General features: G+C 52.2%; 20 protein-coding genes. 8 read left to right on the forward strand and 12 right to left on the reverse strand.

What is annotated here, in order from left to right; genetic code table 11:
- Positions 1 to 101: 101 nt before the first annotated feature.
- From AWR27_RS09515 to AWR27_RS09520, 3 genes are all read right to left on the reverse strand, one after another.
- Positions 102 to 2,753: an outer membrane beta-barrel protein gene (locus AWR27_RS09515; protein ID WP_232326023.1), complete on the reverse strand. Its 2,652-nt coding sequence runs from the start codon at positions 2,751 to 2,753 to the stop codon at positions 102 to 104.
- Positions 2,717 to 3,271 carry a carboxypeptidase regulatory-like domain-containing protein gene (locus AWR27_RS25740; protein ID WP_232326024.1) on the reverse strand — a complete coding sequence of 185 codons (555 nt, stop codon included), beginning with the start codon at positions 3,269 to 3,271 and terminating at the stop codon, positions 2,717 to 2,719. Before AWR27_RS25740 ends, AWR27_RS09515 begins: the two co-directional genes overlap by 37 nt.
- A 172-nt stretch (positions 3,272 to 3,443) precedes the next feature.
- Entirely contained in the window at positions 3,444 to 4,022 is a 579-nt protein-coding gene (locus tag AWR27_RS09520) for a Crp/Fnr family transcriptional regulator (protein ID WP_077130956.1), read from the reverse strand.
- A gap of 105 nt (positions 4,023 to 4,127) precedes the next feature.
- Between AWR27_RS09520 and AWR27_RS09525 the strand changes: the two genes are divergently transcribed.
- Complete coding sequence (locus tag AWR27_RS09525; RefSeq protein WP_077130957.1) at positions 4,128 to 5,144, forward strand: alkaline phosphatase D family protein; 1,017 nt, start codon at positions 4,128 to 4,130, stop codon at positions 5,142 to 5,144.
- A gap of 10 nt (positions 5,145 to 5,154) precedes the next feature.
- Here the strand turns inward: AWR27_RS09525 and AWR27_RS09530 are convergent, their stop codons facing one another.
- Positions 5,155 to 5,751: a MiaE family protein gene (locus tag AWR27_RS09530; RefSeq protein ID WP_077130958.1), complete on the reverse strand. Its 597-nt coding sequence runs from the start codon at positions 5,749 to 5,751 to the stop codon at positions 5,155 to 5,157.
- A gap of 101 nt (positions 5,752 to 5,852) precedes the next feature.
- Here AWR27_RS09530 and msrA point away from each other — a divergent pair, with 101 nt between their 5' ends.
- The 7 genes from msrA to AWR27_RS09565 all read left to right on the forward strand — a co-directional run bounded on the left by msrA (position 5,853) and on the right by AWR27_RS09565 (position 12,422).
- On the forward strand, positions 5,853 to 6,506 hold the full coding sequence (gene msrA / locus AWR27_RS09535) for a peptide-methionine (S)-S-oxide reductase MsrA (RefSeq protein ID WP_077130959.1): 654 nt from the start codon (positions 5,853 to 5,855) through the stop codon (positions 6,504 to 6,506).
- Between the two features lie 181 nt (positions 6,507 to 6,687).
- Positions 6,688 to 7,395: a hypothetical protein gene (locus AWR27_RS09540; RefSeq protein ID WP_077130960.1), complete on the forward strand. Its 708-nt coding sequence runs from the start codon at positions 6,688 to 6,690 to the stop codon at positions 7,393 to 7,395.
- A 116-nt stretch (positions 7,396 to 7,511) separates the two neighbouring features.
- Positions 7,512 to 8,540 (forward strand): hypothetical protein, encoded by a 1,029-nt coding sequence (locus AWR27_RS09545; RefSeq protein WP_077130961.1) that lies wholly within the window; start codon positions 7,512 to 7,514, stop codon positions 8,538 to 8,540.
- Positions 8,541 to 8,677: 137 nt separating this feature from the next.
- Positions 8,678 to 9,748 carry an acetate and sugar kinases/Hsc70/actin family protein gene (locus AWR27_RS09550; protein ID WP_077130962.1) on the forward strand — a complete coding sequence of 357 codons (1,071 nt, stop codon included), beginning with the start codon at positions 8,678 to 8,680 and terminating at the stop codon, positions 9,746 to 9,748.
- Positions 9,745 to 10,248 carry a hypothetical protein gene (locus tag AWR27_RS09555; RefSeq protein ID WP_077130963.1) on the forward strand — a complete coding sequence of 168 codons (504 nt, stop codon included), beginning with the start codon at positions 9,745 to 9,747 and terminating at the stop codon, positions 10,246 to 10,248. The genes AWR27_RS09550 and AWR27_RS09555 overlap by 4 nt, the downstream gene beginning before the upstream one ends.
- Positions 10,249 to 10,347: 99 nt before the next feature.
- A complete protein-coding gene (locus tag AWR27_RS09560) occupies positions 10,348 to 11,025 on the forward strand; it encodes a response regulator (RefSeq protein WP_198045121.1) in 678 nt (225 codons plus the stop codon).
- Positions 11,022 to 12,422 (forward strand): sensor histidine kinase, encoded by a 1,401-nt coding sequence (locus AWR27_RS09565; protein WP_077130965.1) that lies wholly within the window; start codon positions 11,022 to 11,024, stop codon positions 12,420 to 12,422. The genes AWR27_RS09560 and AWR27_RS09565 overlap by 4 nt, the downstream gene beginning before the upstream one ends.
- 3 nt (positions 12,423 to 12,425) lie before the next feature.
- On the opposite strand, the gene AWR27_RS09570 is transcribed toward AWR27_RS09565, so the two are convergent.
- From AWR27_RS09570 to AWR27_RS09605, 8 genes are all read right to left on the reverse strand, one after another.
- Positions 12,426 to 12,701 (reverse strand): hypothetical protein, encoded by a 276-nt coding sequence (locus AWR27_RS09570; RefSeq protein ID WP_077130966.1) that lies wholly within the window; start codon positions 12,699 to 12,701, stop codon positions 12,426 to 12,428.
- 56 nt (positions 12,702 to 12,757) lie between these two features.
- Positions 12,758 to 14,203 (reverse strand): NADP-dependent isocitrate dehydrogenase, encoded by a 1,446-nt coding sequence (locus AWR27_RS09575; RefSeq protein WP_077130967.1) that lies wholly within the window; start codon positions 14,201 to 14,203, stop codon positions 12,758 to 12,760.
- 76 nt (positions 14,204 to 14,279) lie between these two features.
- A complete protein-coding gene (locus tag AWR27_RS09580; RefSeq protein ID WP_077130968.1) occupies positions 14,280 to 14,972 on the reverse strand; it encodes a hypothetical protein in 693 nt (230 codons plus the stop codon).
- Positions 14,969 to 15,349 carry a GntR family transcriptional regulator gene (locus AWR27_RS09585; protein WP_077130969.1) on the reverse strand — a complete coding sequence of 127 codons (381 nt, stop codon included), beginning with the start codon at positions 15,347 to 15,349 and terminating at the stop codon, positions 14,969 to 14,971. The genes AWR27_RS09580 and AWR27_RS09585 overlap by 4 nt, the downstream gene beginning before the upstream one ends.
- Positions 15,350 to 15,351: 2 nt before the next feature.
- The gene (locus AWR27_RS09590) at positions 15,352 to 16,182 is read right to left on the reverse strand and encodes a hypothetical protein (RefSeq protein WP_077130970.1); all 831 of its coding nucleotides are present in this window, start codon (positions 16,180 to 16,182) and stop codon (positions 15,352 to 15,354) included.
- The gene (locus tag AWR27_RS09595) at positions 16,179 to 17,051 is read right to left on the reverse strand and encodes an ABC transporter ATP-binding protein (protein ID WP_077130971.1); all 873 of its coding nucleotides are present in this window, start codon (positions 17,049 to 17,051) and stop codon (positions 16,179 to 16,181) included. Before AWR27_RS09595 ends, AWR27_RS09590 begins: the two co-directional genes overlap by 4 nt.
- A 147-nt stretch (positions 17,052 to 17,198) precedes the next feature.
- Positions 17,199 to 17,435 carry a hypothetical protein gene (locus AWR27_RS09600; protein WP_077130972.1) on the reverse strand — a complete coding sequence of 79 codons (237 nt, stop codon included), beginning with the start codon at positions 17,433 to 17,435 and terminating at the stop codon, positions 17,199 to 17,201.
- A 43-nt stretch (positions 17,436 to 17,478) separates the two neighbouring features.
- Positions 17,479 to 17,805 carry a hypothetical protein gene (locus AWR27_RS09605; protein WP_077130973.1) on the reverse strand — a complete coding sequence of 109 codons (327 nt, stop codon included), beginning with the start codon at positions 17,803 to 17,805 and terminating at the stop codon, positions 17,479 to 17,481.
- Positions 17,806 to 17,883: the final 78 nt, after the last annotated feature.

A 17,883-nucleotide genomic window follows, 5' to 3' on the forward strand; every position in this document is an offset into this window, starting at 1 on the left:
GAGAAGTTTCTCTACGCTGGCGGTTCTGTTCCGGCTGTGTCAGAATGAGTATCGCGCTCCAAGCTGCACCGAGTAGGGTGTACCGTTTTTCTGGGTGACGCCTACGTTTTCGTTGACACGATAGGCATACTGGCGCGTGGTTGGATTAAAGCCCGTTGGCACCAGCAGCGTCTGGTTGTTGAGGTTGAAGTTTCCGCCCCAGTTCCGGCGGGAGGTAGCTTCTCCCCCCGAAACGTTACGCCATCGAGCGTTTGGCCCAGCAGGTTGGCAAAATTGAACACGTCTACGCTAACCTCCAGCCGCTGCGTTCCAAAGGTTTTGATCGATTTGGCGAGCCGCACGTCGAACGTGCCGGCGAATGGATTTTCGCCCCCGTTCCGGTCTGAGATGGTGCCAATGCTGTTGCGGATAAAATCGGCGGCCCGGTTGTCGGGGTTATCCAGCACGCGCTGCATCGACGTCCGAACCGTTTGCGCTACCTCCAGGCTGTTGGGGTTGAAAATAAACGCCAGGTCGTTGTCGTTGCCGGGGCCTCCCACAAAATCGCCGTTGATATCGCCATCGACCAGCAGGGAGTAACGGGTTCCGCCCAGCCCCGTAAACCGAACGCTCAGCACCACCCCGCCAACGGCAGGCGTTGAGCCAAAAGCCACCAGCTTATGCCGGAAGTGATTATCGGAATAGTTGATCTCACTCAGGCTGCGCGGGTCACTTTTGATGGGTCGAAACGTTGACGTATTAGCCACATTCCCGTTGTAGGAGGTATTGTCCTGCGCATCGTTCCAGGTGTAGCTGAAGGCCAGCGAGCCGTTGCGGGGCAGTCGAATTTCGCCGTCGAATACAAACGTCAGCGTCTGAAGTCTGGCTCCGTTGGTCAGAATCAGCGTTCGACCCACAGCCTGCGTTTTGCGCCCCAGTACGTTATTGGTTTGTCCGCTGTTGGTAGCAATGGTATTGGCTGGCACAAACACGCCCCGGTTGGCTTCGTTACTGAGCGTAAAGTAGGGTTGATCGACCAGATTGCGATCTAAATACACGTAGTTATTGACCGTTCGCGAGTAAAGCAGGTTAGCCCCAAGCCGTATGTTGTCGCCGAAGAAACGACTGTACGACAGGTTGGCTTTGTAGATGGTTGGCACCTGAAAATTCGGGTCGTTGAGGTTAATGGTCGAGACGAAATTAGCGCCAGCAGGTATGCCCGGCGCGGTGTTCGGATCGGTGCGGTACGACACAAAGTCGGGGCGCGGCACGAGGTTCGGCTGACTGGCGTTGGCGGGTCGGGTCACGTCGATAGAGGCCACTTTGGTGCCGCTGTTCTGGATGTTGTTCACCTGAGCGTAGTTGATGACGTAGGCCGAGAAAACACCGCCCCCCAGCCGGAAGATGTCCCGGTTTTTGCCGCCAGGATTCCAGGTCAGTTGCAAACGGGGCTGAAAGTTATTCCAGTCGGTTGGGTTGGCATCCGTCCGCAGGCCCAGTTCACGGTCGACTACGGGATTATAATCGCCTTTGGTCAGGTAGCTCGTGAGGTCCCAGCGCAGCCCTGCCTGCACGGCCAGGTCGGGATGTGGGTTAAACGCCACCTGCCCAAACAGCGACGCATTCAGCACGTATTGCTGCACCGACGGGATACCGTCGATGGGTACTTCACGGGCATAACGCGACGGATTCAGATCGTCGAACTCCCGAAGGCTGTTAAAGACAAACCGGCCATTCTGCTCGTTCGAGATATAGGTATCCAGATAGGTTAGCGTATTATCGGTGCCAAACGTGAAGTTGTACCGCCCCCGGTTCCAGTACAGCGTATTCACCAACTGAAGCTGGTTTTCTGTGTTACGCTCCGGCGTAAACCGCTGACCGCCAAGCTGTACCGACGTAGTGCCGGTACGTCCGTTGGGCAGTAGCGACCGCACCGTAACAATGGCTCGCGGAATGTTGGCCGATGGCAGCAGGCTGTTTGTTTCGTAGTTTCGGGTGGCGTGCTGGTACTGAATCTTCAACTCGTTGACGAGCGTTGATTTGAAGGTTGACCGCAACGAAAGCAACGTACTGTTCTCCAGCGATTTGAAATTACTGAACACCTCAAAGAGGTTAATGGCCGAGTTGTCGTTAACGCTGTTGGGGTTATTCCAGTTGCTGAAATTGTTGCGCAGGGTCAGCGTATTTTTGGCGTTGATCTGCCAGTCGAGCCGGGTAAAGAGCGTGTTGGCAACCGTTTCCCGGTTGAATTCACCCACCTGCTGCGCGTTGCTCAGACCATATTTCTGCCGACCGATGGTAATGACGCTGTCGAGCACGGCCTTGCTGATACCCAACGCGTTGGCGTCGGCATCCTGTCGAATGTCGGCGATGTAGAATGGAGCCGATTCGGTTTGCCGGTCAAGAGCCACGAAGTAGTGTAGTTTGTCTTTAATAATTGGCCCGCCCAAACTAAAGCCGTACTGAAACCGGCTGAAATCAACCGTTCTGACATTACCCCGAATGTCGCGTGGGCTGGACAGCCCGTCAGCGTTATAGTAGGTAAAAACCGTTCCGGTGATGGTGTTGGTCCCCGATTTAGTTACCGCGCTGACCGTGCCGCCCCCCTGACGCCCTTTTGTAACGTCGTATTCATTGGCAACAATCTCGAATTCACGGATGGCTTCGAGCGACAGGGCAAACGGGCCATTACCCAACTGTCCGCTGGTCAGGTTATTACGCGCACTGGCTCCGTCGATCAGGTAGTTGGTCGATGATGGAAGCTGGCCGCCCACGCTGATGCCGTTACTGAGGGGGAGAGCGCGATCAGGTTCGTGAAACTCCGGTTAAAGACGGGCAATTTAGCAATGTTGTCGGCGGTAATGGCTGTTGTGGCACCCAGCCGGTCGATGCGGCTCTTCAGCCCGGTTTCTTTTACGACTACTTCCTGAAGATTCTGGTCGCTCTCGGCCAGCGTAACGTTGATGGAAACCAGATCGGCCTGATTGAGCTGGTAGCCCGTGCGCGTCTGGTTCGTGAAGCCGATGAATGAAAATGTAACGGTGTACGGGCCACCCAACGGCAATTGCTTGATAGAAAACCGGCCATCTACGCCCGTCTGCGTACCCGTGCGGAAACCCGTCGATTCGTTTTTGATGGTAACGGTAGCACCGGGCAGCGGACTCCCGGCAGCGTCTTTAACCAAACCGGCAATGGTGGCATCGGTAGCTTGCCCAAACAGTGTCAGCGGCATCGACAGCATACCGGCAATCAGTACCAGCAAACCGATGAATTGAATAAAGTTATGTCTCATAAGGGGTGAAGATTGGTTAACAATTCACCCCAAAACTCACCCACCCAGGTTGCGAAGGCACGTTAAATTTTAACACCGTGCCAATCCTTAACAATATGTTTAAAAAGGCTCAATCGATAGCCGAAAAATATAGCAATAGCATAATATGTGTCACGTATTTGGGTAACACAGGTCAGACCGGCATACGTCTCAGTTTTTTGGAAACTGTTTGGCGGGTTGCACCAACCAGATCGGCTATTTCCTGATGCGATAGTAATTGAAGTACCTGATGCGCCAGTCCATCGGCATCTTTCACCACCTGAATATGTTGTTCTTTCAGCCGATAGAGCCGGTTCTCCACGGTTTCGTGCGCCCGGTGCAGAAGCCGCATTTCGGCTTTGTACCAACGCCTGACAATCGTTTCGTTGAACCACTCGGCCACTACCGGATCATGGATGATGATGTGGCGAAAAAACGACAACTGAACCACCACGATAGAAAGGCTCGTAGCGGCCTGCGCAAACTCAAAAAACTCGACCTCGTCTAAATAATCCAGATCACCGAATACTTCACCGGGTCGTAAAACGTCGTAAACTACCCGTTCGCCTAATGGTCCCAGACTTCCAATTTTAACGACACCTTTCTCCAGCAAATAAACGTAGGGAGCGTCGTCGCCGGGTTTATAGATGTAATCGCCCCGTTCCAGCCGCTTTCGCAAACAAGCCTTCGGCGATTGGGTGATGAGGTAATCGGTCAGTATGTCGGTGGTCATATAAGTTGCGTCGAACGCTCAAATCGTCTGTTAACAAATAATGAAACAGGCATCAGGTAAGGCAAAACGTCTTTACTATTGCGAAAAAAAAGAAAACTCTGCTTTATGAAGAACCTTATTCTGCTCAGTTTGTGCGCATCTTTTCTATTTTCCGGTTGTCGAACTTCGCAATCCAATTCAGCGGCCCCACCAAAGCGGGCGTCTGTTATTGCGTTTGGGTCGTGCAGCGATCAGAAACGCCCACAGCCGCTCTGGGACGATATTGTAGCCCAAAAACCCGACGTCTGGATTTGGCTGGGCGACAACATTTATGGCGATTCAGAAAACATGGATACGCTGACCGCCAAGTATGCCCGGCAAAAAGCCAACCCCGTATATGGGCAACTGCGCCAGTCGGCCTCGGTCATTGGCATCTGGGACGACCACGATTACGGCGTTAACGACGGCGGCAAAGAGTATCCGCGCCGACGGGAGAGCCAGCAGTTGATGCTCGATTTTCTGGACGAACCGGCCAACAGCCCGCTTCGCAGCCAGGAGGGTGCTTACTCGTCGCATGTGTATGGGCCTGTAGGTCAGCGCGTAAAGGTAATTTTGCTGGATGGCCGGTATTTTCGCGACCCGCTGAAGAAAGAGGGTAAAGTCAACGTACCTGACCCATCGGGCGATATTCTCGGCGAAGCACAGTGGCAGTGGCTCGAACAACAGTTAACCAACTCCGATGCCGACGTTCACATTATCGGCTGCGGCATTCAGTTTATACCCGAAGAACACCCCTACGAAAAGTGGGCTAACTTTCCGACCGCCCGCCAGCGGCTAATGAACCTCCTGGGCAAAACCAAACCGAAAGGAGCAATACTTATCAGTGGTGACCGTCATATTGCCGAAATTTCCCGCGAAAGCGTACCAGGATTAGGGTATGACCTGTTCGACATTACGAGCAGCGGCCTGACCCACGTGTCCAAACCGCACGACGAGCCGAACCGGCACCGGGTGGGCAACATGATAACCAAACTAAACTACGGCCTGATTACGATAAACTGGCAGCAAAAACCGTTGACAGCCACCGTCCGCATCAACGGCGACGAACAGGCCACCTACCTGACCCAGGAAATCAGGTTCTAAACTATAGCTCTTAGTGCATCCGGTCGCCCCGGAGGTCGAGGCTGGCGATGATGTCGGCTTCAACGGCCAGAAACTCTTTCCAGCGTTGGCGAACGCGCTCGGCGGGTAGATAGGTTTCGGCCAGTTCAATGAAATTGCGGTAGTGACCCGCTTCCGAAATCATCAGTTCGCGGTAAAATTTTTGTAGCCCTTCGTCGGCAATGTGTTCCGACAGTAGTTTAAACCGTTCGCAGCTTCGGGCTTCGATGAGCGCGTTGATGAGCAGGTTATCCATCAGTTGCTCGTTCTGATCACCCGTTGACCGGCGCAGGCGGCTCCGCAACTGATTCACGTATTCATCTTTCCGCTGCCGACCAAGCGGAATATTGCGCTTACGTAGTTCCTTGAGCACCCGCTGAAAATGCCCCCACTCTTCGGCCACCACGGGCGTAAGGGTTTCAACTAATTCTTCTTTGTCGGAATAACTGACAATGAGCGAGATACACGACGATGCGGCTTTTTGTTCGCAATACGCATGGTCGATCAGAATGTCGCCAATGTTCATTTCGGCGATGTTCACCCAGCGCGGGTCGGTGGGTAGTTCGAGACCGAGGGTGGTTAATGACATGGTTTTTTCAGTGAACAGTCAACAATGAGCAACCAACAGTTGGCATATATTGTAGAGGCAAAGTTAAGCAACTTATGCGGCTGATTTAGGGTTTTAAACGCATGAAAGCACTTACATCTTTGCTGTTGGTTTTTGTTCTGGTGGCGGGCTGCCGGCAACAAACCAGCCAGGCAACTACCGAGAAAGATACACGCCCGGCCAAACTCCCTGCGTTGCAGCCGGGCGAAGCCGTAGCCACGTTTGCCGCCGGGTGTTTCTGGTGCATCGAAGAAGAATTTGAACTGCTGCGGGGTGTGCGCGAAGTGGTGTCAGGGTATTCGGGCGGTGATCTTGAAAACCCAACCTACGAGCAGGTTGGCACCGATCAGACCGGCCACGCCGAAGCTGTACAGATTTACTACGACCCCAAAATTATTCCGTTCGATACGCTGCTGACGGCGTTTTTTGCGGGCCACGATGCTACGTCACTCAACCGGCAAGGCCCCGACATTGGCACACAATACCGCTCGATAGCCTTTTACCGAACCCCCGCCGAAAAGGAAGCCATCAACGCAGCCATCAAACGCGAAACGGCGTCGGGTCGGCACCAGCGGCCTATTGTTACGGAGGTCGTGCCGTTCAAAGCCTTTTACCCCGCCGAAGTCTACCATCAGGGTTATTACCGGCTGCATCCGAACGAGTTATACGTGCAGACCGTCTCGAAGCCGAAAGTCGAACATTTCAAAGAACGCATGAGCGCGTGGCTGAAAGAGTGATAAGTGATGAGTGATGAGTGATGAGTGCTTTAAGCGTCAGCCACTCATCGCTCATCACTTATCACTCATCGTTAATAATCTACGGCTGTTCATTGAAAAATGCCGTTCGGCTTAATCAGGTATTGTGCGATTGTTGGGAACCTCGTAACATTGCTACGTCTTTCACCAACGACTGACGCCCATGCCCGAACCAGAGCCATCACTTGGCCGTAAAATCCTGAGTTTCTTCATCAAGTCCGAAGAAACCGCCGATAAACCCGCTACAGGAACTGCGCCCGCCAGCGTACCGGCGTCGCCACGCCCGGCTGCGGTGCCTGCTCCCGCTGCCACAACCGGCCCTGCGCCAACGCCGTCAACCCAGCCGGGCAGCATCGATACGAAGTTTGCCGAACATTTTGCCGACGTGCTGGCGCAGAACAACCCGCCCGGTCCTGATTACTTCGAGTTTCGCGAAACGCTGCGGAGCCTGAGCAACCTCGGCCTGACCGAAGAAAAACAGTATCAGGCGGCCTGGGCCAGCTTTAAAGCACTGGCCGGAACCGCCGATATCAACCTGCTGACCAACACGGCCAAACAGTATCTGACCGCGCTGAACAAAGACCGCGACGGCTTCGGCAAGAGCGTAGAAGCGGCCATTTCAGAACGCGTGGGCGGTTTGCAGAACGAGCAAAAACGGCTGCAAACCGAAAACGAATCACTGGCGAAACAACTGCTGGCGATTCAACAGCAAATCGACGCCAATAACAACCGGCTGGGGGCCATCGGGGGCGACATTGCCGAACAAAGCGCGAAAATCAACCAGAATCGGGAAAACTACGACGCCACGTTCGCCCACTTCACCAACCAGATCAATGCCGACATCAACAAGATGACGCAATACCTGAAATAGAGTTGTATGGTCATAAAGTTGTAAAGTTGTACCGTTCGATTCGCGTGAGCGTAAACGGTGCTTCAACAAACCAACTATACAACGCTACAACCCTATAACTTTATAACTCTCAAGCAATGGCTACTCCCGATTTCTCGCAATTAGGCGGCAATACAGAACCCGAAAAAAAATCGTTCTGGAGCCGCCCCGAAGGTATTCTGGGCATGATTGCGCTGGCCGGGCTGGCTGGCTTTGCCCTCGTTAACGTCAACCAAATTTTAGAATTTCTGATTCGGGCTACTTCCAATGTGCTCGAACTGGCTCTGTTGCTGGGCGTGTTGGGCGTAGTTATCTTCCTGATAACCAGCCGCGATGTGCGTACTGCTGTATTCTTCCTGTTCAAATCGCTCATGCGCACATTAACGGGTACGGTTATTCAACTGAACCCGATTGCCATCATGAAGATTTACATTGACGACCTGAAGAAAAAACGGCGCGAGATGCAGGGACAAATCGATACGCTGGCGGGGCAGTTGGTGAAACTCAACAAACGCATCAACGATAACAACGAAAGCATAAAGCAGAAATTTGCCGAGGCCAACAAAGCCAACAACATGGCCGACCGCCCCGGTATGCGCGAACAGGCACAACTCGCCACCATCGAAGGCGCGGGCTTGCAGGAGATGAATGAAAAACTGCTGCCCCTGCAACGGAATATTCAGATGGTGCTGGCCTTCATGGAAAAAGTGAACCAGAGTGCCGACTACATCATTAAAGAAACCGAAATCAAAGTTCGGCTGAAAGAAACTGAATATCAGATTGTTAAAGAAAGCTCGAACGCGCTCAAAACCGCCGTGAGCATCTTTAAAGGCGACCCCGACAAGAAGTTTTACTTCGATGAGTCGATGGAATATATTCAGGACGACATGAGCCGCAAACTCGGCGAGATGAAGCGGGCTATGGACCTGTCGATGGATTTCATCAACGGCGTTGATATTCAGAACGGTATCCTGTCCGACAAGGGGCAGGCTCTGCTCGAAGCCTACAACAAAGGCGAGTTTAAGATGGTACAATTAGACGCCCCCAAAGCAAACCCCATTACCGCCCCGCAACCCGGCCAGCTCAATCCGCCAAAAGATGCAGGGTACCGCAACCTTTTAGATTAACTACCGAGTGATTGAATGGTTGAGTGATTGAATGATTGAATGAGGGTACTACCTCAGCGTTCCATTCAATCTCTCAACCATCCAATCACTCAATCATTCAACCACTCAACCATTCAATCATTCAACAAAACATCATTATGCAACGCTTAACTGTCGCGGGCCGGCTGCTGATTACGGCCCTTATTTTAGCCGCTATTTTCTTTGGTTTTCGCTACTTCGGTGGCAGCGAAGCCCTGCGTAAGCTGGCTCCCGGCGTGGATTCGCCAAAGCAGGAGTCGGAATCGGCCACCATGCCCCGTGCTGAAGACCAGACGTCATCAACTTCGGCAGACGAATCAACGGCGTCTGATAATGGCTCATCGGCTGGCTCATCAGACGAGTCATCGGCCAGCAGTGGGGCGCGCCGGACGTTTACCTATACGCCCCCGGCTCCGCAAAACGGTAAGCTGAAAGGGGTAGTTGAACTGGGAGCCAGTGGGTTCAATTCGTTCATTGTACGGGTTGATGCCGATAAAAACTGGAAGCTTGAGAAAGCTGAGTTTGGCAACAGTCTCGTGATGGAAAACATGGCGACCGACGACGACATTCGGGCGGGGCTGAAAAGCTATATCGGCAAGATGCTCGATTTTGGCGTGGGCGGGCGCGACATTCAGTTCGTGGTGTCGTCGGGCGCGGTAAAAGCCGAAGGTACGCAGAAGATTATCAAGGCGTTGAAGTCGCTGAACTACGTGGTGAACACCGTAACGCCGGAGCAGGAAGGTTCGCTGGGCCTACGGGCCGTGCTGCCCGCCGACTATGCCGATAACTCGTTTGTCGTTGATATTGGATCGGGAAATACCAAGATTTCGTGGAAAGAAAACGGTCAGACCAAAGCCGTGGAAACCCACGGATCGAAATATTTCCAGAACGGTATGAGCGACGAAACGGTAGCCTCGGAAGTAGGCGCGAAAGCCAAGCAAGTACCCACCAGCCACCGCAAAACGTGTTTTATCATCGGCGGAGTGCCGTTTGAGTTAGCCAAAGCCGTTCGCAATGGGAAAGAACGCTACACCGTGCTGGATGCACCTTCGGCCTACAAACTCGAAAACGCCAAATCGAAAGCTGGCCTGAACATCTACAAAGCCATTGCCGATGCCACCGGCTGCGATCAGTTTGTCTTCGATTGGGACGCTAATTTCACGATTGGGTATTTGTTGACGCTGAAATGACCCTTCGCGATGTTTTTCAGGCCATTTCGGCCCAGCCTGCGCTTTTATTTATGCTCCTGTCGGCCATTCCGACAGGAGCATTTTTGACAAATAAATGGTCAGGCGAAACCGCTGAACAAATCTGGAAATGGCGATATGTTTACGCCGTACTGGTGTACTTAGCTTGCATTCCCGGCATTTTCGCCGTTACGTTGAACATCTACCTGTTTCTGTTCGAGCGGCAGAGTGTGTGGGACATGAATCTGGTTGTGCAGGTATTTCCCATCCTGACGATGATTGCAACACTAACGCTCATTCGGCGAAAAATTCCATTCGACTACGTGCCCGGTTTTGGTAAGTTGTCGGGCTTTATGACGCTGATTGCAGCTCTTATAGGCGTTCTGTGGCTCATTGACCGCACTCGTATTTACGCTGTCAGTTATATACCCTTTGTTTATCTGCTCATCGGTTTTGTTACCCTGCTCGTCCTCATTCGTTTTGCGTGGAGTCGCCTGTTCTGAAAGACTCTAATAGTATTCTAATTTCGCTTTTACATACTTTTAACTTTATAAGGTGTATTTCAGGCAACAATTCAGGGAAGCATTATACATGTTGCTGATATGAAGATTTTAGTAGTAGAAGACGAACCGAAACTGGCCTCATTCGTGCGAAAAGGGCTGGAAGAACAATCATGCGAAGTTGATCTGGCTTACGATGGGCAGACTGGGCGAGTTATGGCACTCCAGAATTCGTATGACGTGATTATATTGGATGTGAACCTGCCCCGAATGAACGGCTTTGAGGTGGTTCAGTCTCTTCGACGGGCGCAAATTGGCACTCCTGTTCTCATGCTGACCGCGTTGGGTTCGGTTGAGGACAAACTGACGGGTTTTGATGCCGGTGCCGATGATTATCTGGTAAAACCTTTTGAGTTTCGGGAATTACTGGCCCGTTTGCGTGCGCTTTCCAAACGAAACAGCGACAACGGTGTGCAAACCACTATACTGAAAGTTGCCGACCTTGAGTTGGATTTAGGCGAGAAAGTAGCCCGGCGCAACGGAAAACGTATTGAGTTGACGGCCAAAGAGTTCGGCCTGCTTGAGTACCTTATGCGTAATCGGGGTCGGGTGGTATCACGAGTTGATATTGCGGAGAAAGTCTGGGACATTCACTTCGATACCGGCACCAACGTAATTGATGTTTATGTGAATTTCCTTCGCAAAAAAATCGACAGAGATTACCCGCAAAAACTCATTCATACCGTAATTGGCATGGGATATATGCTAAAAGAAGAATGACTATTCGCACCCGACTAACGCTCCTTTTTGTATTGCTGGTAGCGTCAATTATGCTCCTGTTTACGGTTTCGATCTATTATCTCTACGATCAGTTTCGGCAACAGGAGTTTCAGCAACGACTTGAAGAAAAAGCGGTTACGACGGTGCGTTTACGCGAAGATGTAGGCGAAATACCCCAGGATGATCTGCCTGTACTGGCCGATGAGCAGGTAACAGTATATAACCAGCAGGGGCAGGTGCTGTATGACTATAAAAATCAACGACCTCAATTTCTGATTTCTACCGATTTCCTACGCAATATTACGGCTGACCGCGTTTCTTACCTGCGAAGGGGCGATGTTGAAGCGGTGGGTGTGTTCTATCAACGACCCGGTACCGAACCGCTTTATATAGTAGCATCGGCCAATGACCGGTATGGTTTGTCGAAGCTCGACCGCCTGCGCGAAATTCTATTTTTCGGCTGGCTTCTGAGCCTATTTATCGTTGGCTTAGCCGGTTATCTTTTCGCTACCGACGCGCTGCGCCCCGTTACCGAGCTGATTAGTCAGGCCAATGCTATTTCGGCCACCAACATTCATAAACGCATGAGTGTGGGTCGTCAACGCGATGAACTGGCCGATCTGGCCCGCACGTTCAATGCGTTGCTGGCCCGACTCGAAGACGCGTTTATCGTTCAGAAAAGTTTTGTTTCTCACGCATCGCACGAATTGCGGACACCGCTAACCGTGATGATGGGGCAGATTGAAGTGACCCGTCTGCATCCGCGCTCTGGCAGCGAATATGAGGTGGCATTCGATGCGCTGCTCGATGAAGTGAAAAGCATGATCCGGCTCGTAAATGGGCTGCTCGAACTGGCCCACATTAGTTCAGACGGAACCACGTTTCATCGGCTGCCCGTTCGAATCGATGAATTACTGTGGCAGGCGCAAAGTCAGCTCATGCAGAAAAACAAAGCTTATGGTATCAGCATCGACTTTGATGAACTACCAGATCAGGAAGATGATCTGGTAGTTTTAGGCGAAGAATCGCTCTTACAAACAGCCTTTCAGAACCTTATGGAAAACGCCTGCAAATACTCGGCAGACCGCAGCGTGTTGGTTCGGATTCGGATAGAAACGGGGCAGATTCACCTCACCATAAGCGATCACGGATATGGTATTTCTGCCGACGCCCTGCCCCACATTTTCGAGCCGTTTTACCGGGCCGACTCTACTGCTACTACGGAAGGCCACGGCATTGGACTGGCTCTGACCCAGCGCATTATCGATCTGCACCGGGGTAAAATCAGCGTTCAATCGGTCATCAACGAAGGCACTACGTTCCAAATCACGCTGCCAACGTATTCAGCGTCTTCAACCGTACCCAATAACGCCGACTCGGTGTCTATCACGTCCTGATGCTTATCGTTTGGCGGGCAATGTAAGCGCAATCGTTCCTTCAATATCAACACCGGTATCTGCCGATGCGTTGGTTTTGATATAGTCAAGCGTTGAACGCAGATCGGTCTCGATTTCGCGAATACGCTTCTCCATTGCTTTAATGTCCTCTTCCGAATGGTCGTGCCAGGCCATTCGGCGCATATGGTGCTGAATTTTGGCCTGAGCCAGTTCGGTCAGCAGCAGTTCGGCCTCGCCCGCACTGAAGCGGCCATCAATAAGTTGGAATGTATGAGCCATGTTTTTTGCGTTTGCCGTTCCGATGGACGGATTGCCCGTCCATCGGAACGATTAGTTTAGGCACCCTGACCCGCCGAGAAAACCGGCTGACCGTCGAACGTACAAAGGTTTTCGGTTTTGATAATCTCGTAGCCAGCTTCCGTTACGGCCTGTTGCAACTGAATGATATCCTGATACGTCGATGGTGCCAGATCATCCGATTTGAAGCGGCAACGCCAGTGGTCGGTGCAGAACGTTTCGGCGAAACCGTTCGGCCATACTTTCACGCCCCGGTTGGTAATCATGCTCAGGTGCATATTGCCTGCCGTGTAATCTTTCAGAGCCTCGCCTAATTTGTTGGGGTCGCGGTCGTCGCAGCGCAGGAAAATATCTACGCCTACCGTATCGATTTTTACGGGTGCCTGTGGCGTTGGCGTTGTGTTAAAGTTCACGTCTTTTGCCTGTGCGTAGCTCACTGGCGTCAGTGTTGAAGGCTTCTGACCCATCCGGGCAATAACGGCCTGTGCAAACTCTTTGGTGCCTACTTTTTCGGTGCTAACAGCCTCATCGTAAATATCATACGTATGTATGCCATCTTCGAGCGTTTTGAGCCAGGCATTATGCACGCGCTCGGCAACTTCGCTCTGTCCGATGTGTACGAGCATCATAATCGACCCCAGCAGCAGCCCCGATGGGTTGGCTAAGTTTTGCCCTGCCCGGCGCGGTGCCGACCCGTGAATAGCCTCGAACATAGCGACCTCCTGCCCAATGTTCGAGCTTCCGGCCAGACCCACCGACCCGGCAATCTGAGCCGCTACGTCAGACAGAATATCGCCGTAAAGGTTTGGCATCACTATTACGTCGAAGGCTTCGGGCGTGTCGGCGAGTTTGGCCGCACCGATGTCCACAATCCAGTGTTCATTTTCGATGTCGGGATACTCTTTCGCTACTTCATCGAATACCTTGTGAAACAGGCCGTCGGTCTGCTTCATGATATTGTCTTTGGTGAAGCAGGTCACTTTTTTACGGCCATACGCACGAGCGTATTCAAACGCATAGCGAACGATTTTTTCGGTGCCGGGCCGCGAAATCAGCTTCAGGCACTGCACTACTTCGGGTGTTTGCTGGTGTTCGATACCGGCATAGAGGTCTTCTTCGTTTTCGCGCACAATCACCACGTCCATTTTGGGGTGCTTGGTGCTTACGAAGGGCGCGTAGGCCACGCAGGGCCGCACGTTGGCATAAAGACCCAGCACTTTCCGGGTTGTAACGTTCAGGCTCTTGAAGCCCCCACCCTGGGGCGTGGTGATGGGTGCTTTCAGGAACACCTTTGTCCGGCGCAGCGATTCCCAGGCTTCGGGTGCAATACCCGCCGAGTTGCCGCTGAGATAGACTTTCTCACCAATTTCGATGGTTTCGATGTCGAGTTGCGCCCCGCCCGCCGTCAGAATGTCGAGCGTGGCCTGCATAATTTCGGGACCGATACCGTCCCCGTAAGCGACTGTAATGGGTGTTTTGTTCATGTGCATTGGAAAGTTTGCACAAATAAACAGCACAGAAACGAATTTGTTAGTATTACTATCAAATTTATTACCGGTACTACTTTTTTAGGGTCAACCAATGCAACGCCTTACCCCGTAATTGTACTTCACTTTTCGGCGAAACGATTGGCGTAAACGCATCGGTTTGGGTATTGTTTAACTGTGCCCCGCTGGAGTCCTGAATGGTGAGTTGCAATGCTTTATAACGGTCATCGCCCAGCACAACAAAGCTATTCTGGCTGGCTGTAAGGCTGACAGGCCCACCTACTGTGAGGTTGTGGGTCCTCAATCGTGTATTCTGGAGCGATACGTTCAGGCGGTCGGGTGCGAAGTTGCGTAGCGTAACGCGGGTGTCGATAGCCCGTAAACTTTGCAACTCAGGCAGGCGCAGTACCAATCCGGCAGGTAACTCATCGTTGATGTCATTATGCGGGTCGCGCGGGCTGCTGTCGTAGTTCATTGTAAAATCAATAAACAGCGTATCGCCCTGTTGCCGGGTTTTGTAAGACTGAGCCATGGAGGGTAGCAGCAATGCCTGCGTCGCGCTGCTTTTCTCAATGACAATTTCGGCTGTGGGAGCCGACCGAACAATCAAATGCCGGGCCGGAGGTAGCGGCTTTTTCTCGAAACTCTGGTAGGCGTCGCTCCAGTCGATTTTCCGGTATTGTTCTTTGAGCAATACATTTGTAGCAACCATACCCATGAGCGTGATGGCTACCGTTATGACAAACAAAATGTGGCTGGTTTTCATGGTTGGGGCTGGTAATGCGTGGCAATAAACTGGTTATAGCGGGTTTCAATCTCGGTTAGGTCGATGCCCAACAGGTAGAGATTTTTGAAAAATACGGGCAGGTCGGTTTCCAGAAACTGCTCGCGTCGGTAGGCTTTGATTTTATCGGGCGCGTCGTCGGTCACGAAATAGCCCATGCCGCGTTTGCTGCTAATCACGCCTTTCTGGCTCAGGAACTCGTAAGAGCGCATCACCGTATTGGGGTTCACTTCCAGCTCGCTGCCCAGTTCGCGCACCGACGGAATTTTGTCGCCCACGGGCCAGCGGCTCAGCAGCACCTGTTCGCTGACGTGTTCGGCAATTTGCAGATATATGGCTTGTTTGTCGCGAAAATCCATCGTTACACCTCCCGTTCTTTAAGCCTGAAAAAAGCTGTCAAATACAACAAAATCACGACTGTAATACCCAGCAAATAGCGCAGTTGATTGCCGAGCGGTTGCGGCAAATCAAGGTCAAGCCCCGTTGATTGCTTCTGGTCCGTGACGAACACCGACTCAAACGGCATGGCACTCAACATCTCCGGCAAGTGCAAGAGTTGAGTTATCATATAAGAATTTAGTAGGTATCCCCCGCCCAAAATTGCCAGAATCAGCACCCCTACAATTGGTAGTGCGTAGCGTTTTATGGTTAGAAACAAGAATACACAAACCGGGTGCAACAATCCAGTCAACACCAGATTATGCGCGGGCGGCCAAAAATCAGGCGTTCGGTAAAAGGGCCTCATCGTTCTGATATTTCCCCACCGCTTTATCTGCTTCAACTCCGCAGCCGACCACTCGCGGTTGTTCACATAGTCAATCAGCCCAGCGTCGATTAGCGTGAATAATAGCAGGTAGGTTATCACAAAACCCACGCCCGTCAGCAGCCAGATTAGCAGGAATTTTTCTACCATCGAAGCCGGACGCAGGAGGTAGGCAAATGCCCGTTCGCGCTGATTCAGTACGTCGGTTTGTAGCCAGATAAACGTAAACCAAAGCGGCCAGCCGAGAAGGAAAAACATAATCGAGCGGTTGCGCTCTACAGCAAACGGAAAGCCCCGTGAAAAAAGCACGGCAAAAGCCAGCATTAGTCCCGTCATAAGGGCCAGGCTGGTTAGCGACTGTCCCTTATTTTCAGACAGATGCGTGCGTAGAAGCCGCCCGAAGCGGAGCAGTGAGAATGTCTGGTTCATGCGTTAGTTGTGATGTTGGCTGACGAAAACAGTTGCTTAATACGCGCCGGATTGGTCTGTACGGCATTGTAGAGCCGCTCCAGATCGAGTCGGCTGGATTCGCCCGTGTGGTTTTCGGCTACGATGGCATAGCCGCCCACGGTCCGTTCGGAATAAACAATGGGCCGGTGCAGGTCTAATTCGGCGGTAAGGCCAAACCACAGCCGGGCCGAAATTTCCTCGACCGATGCATTCAGCCCCACATTCATAACCCCGCCCGGCTCGCCCGCCAGAATCACAATGGGGTCGATAAGTGCTTCGAGGTCGCGCACCTGATGAGTCGAAATCACCACCGTCCGGCGTTCGTCGATGGCTCCGGCCACGAGCCGCCGAAACTGACTTTTCGACGGAATGTCTAAGCCGTTGGTGGGTTCGTCCATCAGCAGCACTGCCGTATTGGTTGCCAGCCCGAAGCCGATCAGCACCTTTTTTTTCTGACCATACGAGAGTTCGCTCAGTTTCAGGTTATCGGTCAGGTCAAATTCACGGAGGTAGTGCGCCATCTGTGCCCGGTCGAAGCGCGGGTAAAAGGGTGCGTTGCTGTCAATGAACTGCCTGATTCTGACGGGTGGCAGATAAAACTCTTCCGGCACAAAGAACATATCTTCCAGAAACGCCGGTTTGCGGTCGGCGGGCGAGTAATCTCCCGCACGAATTTGCCCCGATGTCGGGTAAAGCAACCCCGCCATGAGCCGCAGTAAGGTTGATTTCCCGGCTCCGTTCGGTGCCAGTAATCCGTATACGTTACCCGGCGAAAGCGTCAGGGTCAACGCGTCGTAAATTGGCCGATTGCGCTGGTAACGGAACGACATACGCTGAATGTCAATCATGCGCTACATTGGTTTAGTGTATTACATAAATAGTACACTGCAATAGTAAGGCAAATAAATGTACTATCAAATGGATGGACGATTTTTTTTGCATAAAAAAAGCCCCAGCCATTTGGCTGGAGCTATCAATAGCACCGAAGCGTCGAATTAGCGGTTGTCGACTTTCTTTGCTTCTTTCTTCATGGCCTTGCTGGCATCTTTCATTTCTTTAGCCGCGTCTTCTTTCACCTCGTTACCGGCCCGCTTGGCATCTTTCTTCATTTGCTTGGCCTCCTTTTTCATTTCTTTGGTGGCGGCCTTCGCTTCTTTCTTCACATTGTCCTGTGCAACTGCGGCTCCCGATATCATCAGGAAGGCAATCGCTGCCATCAGCATCTTTTTCATAGTCGTTTGTTTTTGATGAACCTACCAAGAGAACGGGTTATGCTCAATTTTGCTTGCTGGTCGACCGCTTTCTGAGCGTACGGGCCTTCACGTTACTGGCTCCTGTTGTGGTACTGCTGCGGGCATCGGTAGTTTTGGTCATGCCTGAGCCGCTGGCTTTGGTGTTGTCGGTAGTGCTGATACCGCTATCCTGGTCGAGCGTGTTGCCCGTACCCGCCGTGGCGTTGGTATTGCTGTTGGCCGTTGCGCCCGACGAGTTGGGCCGGGCCGCGTTGGTGCTGCCGTTATCGTTTTGCCCGGTGTTTTGCTGGGCTACTGCGGTACCCGCTATCCAGAGCAGCACAGCCGCAGTGAAAAGTACTTTTTTCATAGTCGTTGAGTTTTTCCAATACAACTCTACTCAGCGACTGTAGTTCAAAAAAATAACCCCTGAGCTGTCAAAGGTTAT

Origin of the sequence: Spirosoma montaniterrae, from assembly GCF_001988955.1 — a bacterium.
GTDB lineage: Bacteria > Bacteroidota > Bacteroidia > Cytophagales > Spirosomataceae > Spirosoma > Spirosoma montaniterrae.

Excerpts from the sequence above, each read along its gene's own strand:
- AWR27_RS25740 (WP_232326024.1), bottom strand. The coding sequence starts at position 3,271 with ATGAGACATAACTTTATTCAATTCATCGGTTTGCTGGTACTGATTGCC.
- AWR27_RS09520 (WP_077130956.1), bottom strand. The coding sequence starts at position 4,022 with ATGACCACCGACATACTGACCGATTACCTCATCACCCAATCGCCGAAG.
- AWR27_RS09525 (WP_077130957.1), top strand. The coding sequence starts at position 4,128 with ATGAAGAACCTTATTCTGCTCAGTTTGTGCGCATCTTTTCTATTTTCC.
- AWR27_RS09530 (WP_077130958.1), bottom strand. The coding sequence starts at position 5,751 with ATGTCATTAACCACCCTCGGTCTCGAACTACCCACCGACCCGCGCTGG.
- msrA (WP_077130959.1), top strand. The coding sequence starts at position 5,853 with ATGAAAGCACTTACATCTTTGCTGTTGGTTTTTGTTCTGGTGGCGGGC.
- AWR27_RS09540 (WP_077130960.1), top strand. The coding sequence starts at position 6,688 with ATGCCCGAACCAGAGCCATCACTTGGCCGTAAAATCCTGAGTTTCTTC.
- AWR27_RS09545 (WP_077130961.1), top strand. The coding sequence starts at position 7,512 with ATGGCTACTCCCGATTTCTCGCAATTAGGCGGCAATACAGAACCCGAA.
- AWR27_RS09550 (WP_077130962.1), top strand. The coding sequence starts at position 8,678 with ATGCAACGCTTAACTGTCGCGGGCCGGCTGCTGATTACGGCCCTTATT.
- AWR27_RS09555 (WP_077130963.1), top strand. The coding sequence starts at position 9,745 with ATGACCCTTCGCGATGTTTTTCAGGCCATTTCGGCCCAGCCTGCGCTT.
- AWR27_RS09560 (WP_198045121.1), top strand. The coding sequence starts at position 10,348 with ATGAAGATTTTAGTAGTAGAAGACGAACCGAAACTGGCCTCATTCGTG.
- AWR27_RS09565 (WP_077130965.1), top strand. The coding sequence starts at position 11,022 with ATGACTATTCGCACCCGACTAACGCTCCTTTTTGTATTGCTGGTAGCG.
- AWR27_RS09570 (WP_077130966.1), bottom strand. The coding sequence starts at position 12,701 with ATGGCTCATACATTCCAACTTATTGATGGCCGCTTCAGTGCGGGCGAG.
- AWR27_RS09575 (WP_077130967.1), bottom strand. The coding sequence starts at position 14,203 with ATGAACAAAACACCCATTACAGTCGCTTACGGGGACGGTATCGGTCCC.
- AWR27_RS09580 (WP_077130968.1), bottom strand. The coding sequence starts at position 14,972 with ATGAAAACCAGCCACATTTTGTTTGTCATAACGGTAGCCATCACGCTC.
- AWR27_RS09585 (WP_077130969.1), bottom strand. The coding sequence starts at position 15,349 with ATGGATTTTCGCGACAAACAAGCCATATATCTGCAAATTGCCGAACAC.
- AWR27_RS09590 (WP_077130970.1), bottom strand. The coding sequence starts at position 16,182 with ATGAACCAGACATTCTCACTGCTCCGCTTCGGGCGGCTTCTACGCACG.
- AWR27_RS09595 (WP_077130971.1), bottom strand. The coding sequence starts at position 17,051 with ATGATTGACATTCAGCGTATGTCGTTCCGTTACCAGCGCAATCGGCCA.
- AWR27_RS09600 (WP_077130972.1), bottom strand. The coding sequence starts at position 17,435 with ATGAAAAAGATGCTGATGGCAGCGATTGCCTTCCTGATGATATCGGGA.
- AWR27_RS09605 (WP_077130973.1), bottom strand. The coding sequence starts at position 17,805 with ATGAAAAAAGTACTTTTCACTGCGGCTGTGCTGCTCTGGATAGCGGGT.